The organism is Microcystis aeruginosa LEGE 91341 (assembly GCF_015206885.1).
Lineage (GTDB): Bacteria > Cyanobacteriota > Cyanobacteriia > Cyanobacteriales > Microcystaceae > Microcystis > Microcystis aeruginosa_H.
The window spans coordinates 1-7,634 of record NZ_JADEXY010000177.1 but is presented as its reverse complement, the minus strand read 5'-3'; the positions used below and the strand labels follow the sequence as shown (position 1 = coordinate 7,634).

The 7,634-nt window shown below is 42.3% G+C and carries 8 protein-coding genes; 4 read left to right on the top strand and 4 right to left on the bottom strand.

The window, feature by feature from the left end; all coding sequences use genetic code 11:
• The first annotated feature begins 115 nt into the window (after nt 1-115).
• The 3 genes from accC to IQ234_RS19060 are packed head-to-tail and all read left to right on the top strand — an operon-like array spanning nt 116 to nt 2,677.
• Nucleotides 116-1,462 carry an acetyl-CoA carboxylase biotin carboxylase subunit gene (gene accC, locus IQ234_RS19070; protein ID WP_193958235.1) on the top strand — a complete coding sequence of 449 codons (1,347 nt, stop codon included), beginning with the start codon at nt 116-118 and terminating at the stop codon, nt 1,460-1,462.
• A 43-nt stretch (nt 1,463-1,505) separates the two neighbouring features.
• Nucleotides 1,506-2,075: a Uma2 family endonuclease gene (locus IQ234_RS19065; RefSeq protein WP_193958234.1), complete on the top strand. Its 570-nt coding sequence runs from the start codon at nt 1,506-1,508 to the stop codon at nt 2,073-2,075.
• A 26-nt stretch (nt 2,076-2,101) separates the two neighbouring features.
• Complete coding sequence (locus IQ234_RS19060; RefSeq protein WP_193958233.1) at nt 2,102-2,677, top strand: Uma2 family endonuclease; 576 nt, start codon at nt 2,102-2,104, stop codon at nt 2,675-2,677.
• Nucleotides 2,678-2,754: 77 nt separating this feature from the next.
• On the opposite strand, the gene IQ234_RS19055 is transcribed toward IQ234_RS19060, so the two are convergent.
• Nucleotides 2,755-3,222: a DUF29 domain-containing protein gene (locus IQ234_RS19055; protein WP_193958231.1), complete on the bottom strand. Its 468-nt coding sequence runs from the start codon at nt 3,220-3,222 to the stop codon at nt 2,755-2,757.
• A gap of 99 nt (nt 3,223-3,321) precedes the next feature.
• Nucleotides 3,322-3,921 carry a Uma2 family endonuclease gene (locus IQ234_RS19050; RefSeq protein ID WP_193958230.1) on the bottom strand — a complete coding sequence of 200 codons (600 nt, stop codon included), beginning with the start codon at nt 3,919-3,921 and terminating at the stop codon, nt 3,322-3,324.
• A gap of 187 nt (nt 3,922-4,108) precedes the next feature.
• Between IQ234_RS19050 and IQ234_RS19045 the strand changes: the two genes are divergently transcribed.
• On the top strand, nt 4,109-5,704 hold the full coding sequence (locus IQ234_RS19045) for an Hsp70 family protein (RefSeq protein ID WP_193958229.1): 1,596 nt from the start codon (nt 4,109-4,111) through the stop codon (nt 5,702-5,704).
• Nucleotides 5,705-5,787: 83 nt separating this feature from the next.
• Here IQ234_RS19045 and IQ234_RS21655 read toward each other — a convergent pair whose 3' ends face one another.
• Nucleotides 5,788-5,919 (bottom strand): hypothetical protein, encoded by a 132-nt coding sequence (locus IQ234_RS21655; protein ID WP_002731870.1) that lies wholly within the window; start codon nt 5,917-5,919, stop codon nt 5,788-5,790.
• Nucleotides 5,920-6,126: 207 nt separating this feature from the next.
• Entirely contained in the window at nt 6,127-7,380 is a 1,254-nt protein-coding gene (locus tag IQ234_RS19040; RefSeq protein WP_193958228.1) for a competence/damage-inducible protein A, read from the bottom strand.
• Nucleotides 7,381-7,634: the final 254 nt, after the last annotated feature.

The following is a 7,634-nucleotide window of genomic DNA, read 5'->3' as shown; positions in this document are numbered from 1 at the left end:
CATCTCCCCACTTCCCCATCTCCCCACTTCCCCAACCCGATTTCCCCAAGGTAACAAAACCAGATATTCTACTAAATAGTCGCCTATCACACCAGCATGATCTCGTGGTCGTCCAATGCAGTTTGCCAAGATATTAATCGCCAATCGCGGGGAAATCGCCTTAAGAATCCTTCATAGTTGCGAAGAATTGGGCATTAGAACCGTTGCCGTCCACTCTACCATCGATCGCCACGCCCTTCATGTTCAACTGGCCGATGAGAGTGTTTGTATTGGTCCGCCTCCGAGCAGCAAAAGTTACCTAAATATCCCTAATATCATCTCGGCTGCCCTAACACGCAACGCCACGGCCATCCATCCTGGTTACGGTTTTTTGGCAGAAAACGCCCGCTTTGCCGAGATTTGTGCCGATCATCAGCTAACTTTTATCGGTCCGTCTCCCAGTGCTATTCTGGCTATGGGCGATAAATCCACCGCTAAAAAAACCATGCAAAAAGCGGGAGTTCCCACTATCCCCGGCAGTGGTGGTTTAATTACCTCGGAAGCGGAAGCAAAGCGTATCGCTGATGACATCGGTTATCCTGTCCTGATTAAAGCCACTGCTGGCGGTGGAGGGCGTGGAATGCGTCTTGTCAAGAGTGCAGATGAACTAGGCAATATGTTAAAAGCCGCCCAAGGGGAAGCAGAAGCGGCTTTTGGCAATTCGGGAGTATATCTAGAAAAATTTATCGAATGTCCCCGACATATCGAGTTTCAGATTTTGGCCGATAGTCACGGTAACGTGATCCATTTAGGAGAAAGAGACTGTTCGATTCAGCGACGACACCAAAAACTGCTAGAAGAAGCACCTAGCCCCTTCTTAACGCCCCATTTACGCTCAAAAATGGGTAATGCCGCCGTTAAAGCCGCTAAATCGATTAATTACGTCGGGGTGGGAACCGTGGAATTTTTAGTCGATAAACACGGTAATTTTTACTTCATGGAAATGAACACCCGTATTCAGGTGGAACACCCGGTCACGGAGATGATCACGGGGATAGACCTGATCCGAGAACAAATTCGGGTGGCACAGGGCGAAAAACTGCAAATTAAGCAAGATCAGGTGATATTTAGAGGGCATTCGATCGAGTGTCGCATTAATGCCGAGGATCCCGATCACAATTTTCGCCCTCACCCCGGCAAAATTAGCGGTTATCTGCCCCCCGGTGGTCCCGGTGTCCGCATGGATTCCCACGTTTACACCGATTACGAAATCCCCCCCTATTACGATTCCCTAATCGGTAAGTTAATTGTCTGGGGAGAAAATCGCGAAACTGCGATTAAACGCATGAAACGGGCCCTAAGGGAATGTGCGATCACGGGAGTACCGACGACTATTGATTTCCATCGTAAAATACTGGAAACTCCAGCTTTTTTAGCCGGAGATGTTTACACTAATTTCATCCAGGAACATCTCTTGCCCTAGGGCGTTACCATAAAGTTTAGACGAGAGTAGGTTGGGGATAATAATGACAGTAGAAGTTAAATTTGAATCTTGGCAACTCAACGATGAACAGTTTTTTCAACTGTGTCAGGATAACCGAGATTTACGTTTGGAACGCAACGCAAAAGGAGATTTAATTATTATGCCACCGACGGGGGGAAAAACTGGCAATAGTAACGGTAGAATCACCCAACAATTATTTAATTGGTCAGATAACAATGGTACGGGTATCGCTTTTGATTCCTCCACAGGATTTAAACTACCCAATGGAGCCGATCGCTCTCCCGATGCTGCTTGGATACCCTTAGAAAAATGGCAAGCTTTAACCCCACAACAAAAGGAAAGATTTTTACCTCTATCTCCCGATTTTGTCATTGAATTAATGTCTCCTAATGACAACCTAGAAACTGCTAGGAAAAAAATGCAGGAATATTTAGATAATGGAACTCGTTTAGGTTGGTTAATCAATAGAAAAACTAGAGAAGTAGAAATTTATCGTCAAGGAAAGGCAGTAGAAATTTTAACTAATCCAGAGAGTTTATCGGGGGAAAATATTTTATCTCAATTTGTCTTAGAACTTGATAATATTTGGTAATTCTATAATCCTATAAAAGAGAATCTATGATGACAGTAGTAGAAATTAAATTTGAATCTTGGAAACTCAGCGATGAACAATTCTTTCAACTTTGTCAGGATAACCGAGATTTACGTTTGGAACGCAACGCAAAAGGAGATTTAATTATTATGCCACCAACCGGAGGAGAAACTGGTAATTCTAACGCTGGAATCACTGCCCAATTATGGTTATGGAATAACCTACATAAATTAGGTGTAGTTTTTGATTCCTCCACGGGGTTTAAACTACCGAATGGGGCCGATCGCTCTCCCGATGCTGCTTGGATACCCTTAGAAAAATGGCAAGCTTTAACCCCACAACAAAAGGAAAGATTTTTACCTCTATCTCCCGATTTTGTCATTGAATTAATGTCTCCTAGTGATAGCCTAAAAACTGCTAGGAAAAAAATGCAGGAATATTTAGATAATGGGACTCGTTTAGGTTGGTTAATCAATAGAAAAACTAGAGAAGTAGAAATTTATCGTCAAGGACAGGCAGTAGAAATTTTAACTAATCCAGAGAGTTTATCGGGGGAAAGTATTCTGCCAGAATTTAGTTTAAATCTTACTTTGATTTGGTAAATCAGAGGTAGTGATTGCCGTTTAACGCTTTGCTTTGTTGGGCATTGTCTTCATCGATAAAATACTGAACTTGAGTTTTAAGGAAGATAGTCAGAATCAAGGATTTCTGCAAGGGTGAAGGGTGATTCAATCGGGAATAAATCAGCATAGAGAAGATACTTTCTGACAGTATCTTCTCTGGCTGCTTGGTAACAATCTATCCAGATTTCAGGAATCAATCTTCTCAGACTTGGACTCTCTTTTAATAAGCGTTGAACTTGTCGGCGTTGTTCAACAATTGTGCTGCGCCATCCTTGAGCATTTGCTTCCTTTTCAGTTAGCCAGTAAGTCAATTTAAGCAAATGTTCGGCAATGACGGTTAAGCGACTTTCTAGTTCTCGTTTTTCACTCCTTCCCATCGTTTCAATTTCTTCGATCAAATTTTCTAAGTCTAATTTTTCAAAACGATGTTCTTTGAGTAAATTAGCGGTTTCTTGTAACCATCGGTAGAAATCTTCTTGATAAAGACTTTTACCTGACGAGACTAAAGACTTTTCGATGCTCATTTGATGATGACCTAGAAAAAGGAATTCTTAGATAATTTAGAAGCGAATCCCCGATCTCAAAAAGATTGGCAGAATATCGCAGGATTACTCCTGAAAACATCAGAGCTTTAATTTTAAGCTAAAATTAGGTAAAACATCTTCACCCGATAAATCAGTGGGATTTTCTAAGATATCCACTTCCTTTCCTTGACGATAAATTTCAACTTGCCGATTCTGGGGATCGATTAACCAGCCTAACCTTGCGCCATTTTCCCTATACTCAAGCAGTTTTTTCCGTAATTTGTCAAGACTATCGGATTCAGAGCGCAATTCCACCACAAAATCGGGACAGAGGGGAATAAATCCCTTTTTCTGCTTAGGGGTTAAAGATTCCCAGCGTTCTCGACTCATCCAAGATAGATCAGGAGAACGAATCGCCCCATTTGGTAGTATAAATCCGGTGGAAGAGTCAAACCCGACCCCTAAAGCTTCATTTTCTTCGCACCAGCGAAACAATTGTCCTGTTATACGAAAATTTCGCTGTCCTGATTCACCACCTGTCGGGGGATTCACGATTAATTCTCCTTGGACTGTACGTTCTAATTTTAAGTCACGGTTGACCGCAGCAAGGGCTTCAAACTGTTCAAGAGTGATAGAGAGAGCGATCGCGCTAGGAATTTCTAAGGAGAGGGTTTCGGGTGCGGTGGTAACTGCTAACATAGTCCTTTGATCAGGTGCAACTTATACTATTAAAGATTATTTGTCAAGTTTCTGCACAGAATTCTTTAGCTTGCGCTGATCAAATTCCCGATTTTTTTGGGAAACTTCCACCTTGATCGGGCGGGTTCAGTAAATAACAGGTTACAATAGCCAATAATTAACTAAATTTACCTAAAAACTATCGATCGTGTTCTACGCTATTGATTTCGGAACCAGTAATACCGTCATTACTCGTTGGAATGGGGCGACAAATAGGGCCGAAACCGTGAAATTATCGGAGTTATCCCAACAAATAGCCGACAATCCCCCCCTAATTCCCAGTTTACTCTATATTAAATCAGCCAATCCTCTGCAAGTAATTGCCGGTCAAGCAGTGCGCGATCGGGGTTTAGATATCGATCGAGATCCGCGTTTTTTTCGTCGCTTTAAACGAGGTATCGGCGCAAAAATTCAAGGATTTTTACCGGAATTAGAGGAAACTGTCCTCAGTTTCGAGGGAGTTGGTCAATGGTTTCTTGATAGCATCATCGACAACTTAAAAAACACCACCCCAGAAACCCCCCAATCTCTAGTTTTAACCGTTCCCGTCGATAGTTTTGAAAGTTACCGCAATTGGTTAAGTAATGTTTGTCAGGGATGGGAAATCGAACAAATTCGACTAATTGATGAACCCACGGCCGCCGCTTTGGGTTATGGAAGCACGGTTGATCAAGTGATTTTAGTGGTAGATTTTGGCGGTGGCACCCTCGATCTTTCTTTGGTACAATTAGATTTAGATAATCCTCAAAAAAATCAAGGTTTTATTCTCAAGTGGGGAGAAAAACTTTTAGGCAATAATTCCGTCCAAAAAACTAAACTAGCGAGGGTTTTAGCCAAGGCGGGGACAAATTTAGGGGGGTCAGATATCGACGATTGGATTGTCGATTATTTTGCCCAAAAGCAATCTTTAGTAAAAACTTCTCTGACTACTCGTCTAGCAGAAAGATTAAAAATTAAACTTTCTTCCCAATTGACCGCCGAGGAGGTATATTTTGATGAGGAAAATTTCGAGAGTTACGAGTTAAGCTTAGATCGAAAACAATTGACCGATATTCTCCAACAACAAAACTTTTTTAATCAATTAGATGATTTAATGACGGGAGTTTTGCAACAGGGAAGACGCAATGGAATTGAAGTTAGCGATATCGATGCGGTGTTATTAGTTGGGGGAACTGTACAAATTCCGGCGGTAAAAGATTGGGTGCGACAGTATTTTGATAGTAGTAAAATTAAAGAGGATCGACCCTTTGAAGCGATCGCTTTGGGAGCGTTACAATTAGCCCAAGGTTATCAAGTCAAAGATTTTCTCTATCATAGCTACGGGATTCGTTACTGGAATCGTCGCAAAAATGCCCACGCTTGGCATCCGATTATTAACTCTGGACAACCCTATCCTATGGAAAAACCCGTGGAATTAGTCCTAGGTGCTTCTGTGGACAATCAGCCTAGCATTGAGTTAATTATCGGTGAATTAGGCACAGAAATGGGGGCAATGGAGGTCTATTTTGATGGCGATAAATTAATCACTCGTTCCCTGAGTAATGGAGAAACTAGCGTCCAACCCTTAAACGATCGCGAGGGATCCCGATCGATAGCTCAACTCGATCCTTTAGGTTTCCGGGGTAAAGATCGCATTAAAGTGCAGTTCTGGATTGATGATCAGTGTTTTCTGCGGATTAATGTGGAAGATTTACTCAGTCAAGAATTGTTACTAAATAATCAAATCGTCACCAAATTAAGCTAGGCTTGGCTTCTGCCAAAAATCAAGTGCAGACTCATAGTAAGTTTGCACTGATATTATCGCAATATTCTGTTTTACCGGTGGCTTTATCGACTGTGATCGCGCACGGGGATCGGGATTAGTTCGGGTTCGGGTTCCGGTTCCGGACCAAAAACACTCTCGACCAGTTTGCGCGCCCATTCTCTCAATTTTTCTATCACTTCATCTAAATAGTCCATTGACCAAATGGCTCCTTTGAGATACTAGCTATGAGTTTTCGTCGATTGATCCCCGCAACAGCCACGCAAAAGCTTGATTCTAGAGAATTTTAACTAATTTTTATCGTTTGGCTGTTCAATCTGACGAACGGGGGAATCTATATCTTGTACTTATGTTAAGCTTAACATAACTTTTTAGTCTGAGTATATATTCTTGGCAATTCTTTTTTAAGATATTGTTAATAAATTCCGGCGTAGGCGATCAAGGGCGGTATAGGCACTAATCTGGCGAATGGTCAAGCGATCTCGATTTTCTCCGAAACGATGCTCTGATACGGTAACATTTCCGTCAGGACTGGCTAAACCGATATAAACTAGACCCACGGGTTTCGTCTCACTGCCTCCGCCTGGTCCAGCAATACCCGTGATACTGATCCCCCAATCCGTAGCGAGGCGTTTTTGCACCCCTAGGGCCATCTGTTGAGCAACAATGGCACTGACAGCCCCGACATTATTTAAATCCCGCTCATTTACGTCTAAGAGGGCAACTTTTACCCGATTATCGTAGGAAATAACCCCACCCCAAAAATAATCGGAACTGCCGGCGATTTGGGTGATAATTTCTCCTAATCCCCCTCCGGTACAGGATTCTGCCACACTCAAAGTTTGTTTTTGCCGCCGCAACAGTTCCCCCACCACTGCGGGTAAAGTATCATCATCAGCGCCAAAATAATCTAATCCAGCGATTTCCTTAATTTCCGCCGCTACTGGTTCAATTACCTGCAAAGCAGCCTCTAAAGAAGGTGCTTTCGTCGCAATTCGTAAACGCACTTCGCCTAAACCAGCATAGGGAGCAACGGTGGGGTTAGTCAGATCAAATAAATGGGCTACTTTTTCCGCTAAAGCTGACTCACCAATACCGCGAAATTTGAGAGAACGACTATAAATCCTTTCTTTGCCCCATCCTTGACTTTTTAGGTAGGGAATCGCCGTTTCTACCCACATTCTCTTCATTTCTGAGGGTACTCCGGGGAAAGTGAGAATAGTTACGTTAGTCTGTGGTTGCCAGATCATGCCGGGGGCGGTTCCCGTCGGATTTGGCAAAAAATCAGCCCCCACGGGTATTAAAGCCTGTTTACTGTTACTAGGAGGCATTTCTCGCCCTAAACTCGTAAATTTAGCCTCGATTTCCGCTAAAATCTCCTGATCTTCTCTGAGGGGCGTTTGGAAAAAATCGGCGATTGTTTCTGTGGTTAAATCGTCGGGAGTCGGTCCCAGTCCACCGGTAAAAATTAAAATTGAAGAACGTTCTTGGGCAATTGCGATCGCTTTTTTCAGTCTTTCCACATTATCCCCCACCACCGTTTGATAATAATGGGGAATGCCTAATTTTGCCAATTCTAGGGCTAAATATTGGGCGTTAGTATTAACTATATCCCCTAATAATAATTCCGTTCCTACACAAATAATTTCAGCGGTCATAATTTTTGACAATTAGCTTAAGATTTTCAATTTTGATCATCAACTGATCTCCTGTTCCCACAGTGCGATCGGGTTTCGAGTCCGCTCCAATATTATACCAGTAAGCTATCAACAATCAAAGTCTTGTATATTAGACCTCTTGCATAATTTTTTTATGGTATAATATAAGGTTTTGCTTTTTTCTCAATTCTTAGATTGAAGTGGAAAAAAGAATAAAATGTGATCTTAGGTCAGGAAATCATCTATAATTTTGC

Bases quoted from the DNA above. Each gene is read 5' to 3' on its own strand.
- accC (WP_193958235.1), top strand. From the start codon at position 116: ATGCAGTTTGCCAAGATATTAATCGCCAATCGCGGGGAAATCGCCTTA.
- IQ234_RS19065 (WP_193958234.1), top strand. From the start codon at position 1,506: ATGACAGTAGAAGTTAAATTTGAATCTTGGCAACTCAACGATGAACAG.
- IQ234_RS19060 (WP_193958233.1), top strand. From the start codon at position 2,102: ATGATGACAGTAGTAGAAATTAAATTTGAATCTTGGAAACTCAGCGAT.
- IQ234_RS19055 (WP_193958231.1), bottom strand. From the start codon at position 3,222: ATGAGCATCGAAAAGTCTTTAGTCTCGTCAGGTAAAAGTCTTTATCAA.
- IQ234_RS19050 (WP_193958230.1), bottom strand. From the start codon at position 3,921: ATGTTAGCAGTTACCACCGCACCCGAAACCCTCTCCTTAGAAATTCCT.
- IQ234_RS21655 (WP_002731870.1), bottom strand. From the start codon at position 5,919: ATGGACTATTTAGATGAAGTGATAGAAAAATTGAGAGAATGGGCGCGC.
- IQ234_RS19040 (WP_193958228.1), bottom strand. From the start codon at position 7,380: ATGACCGCTGAAATTATTTGTGTAGGAACGGAATTATTATTAGGGGAT.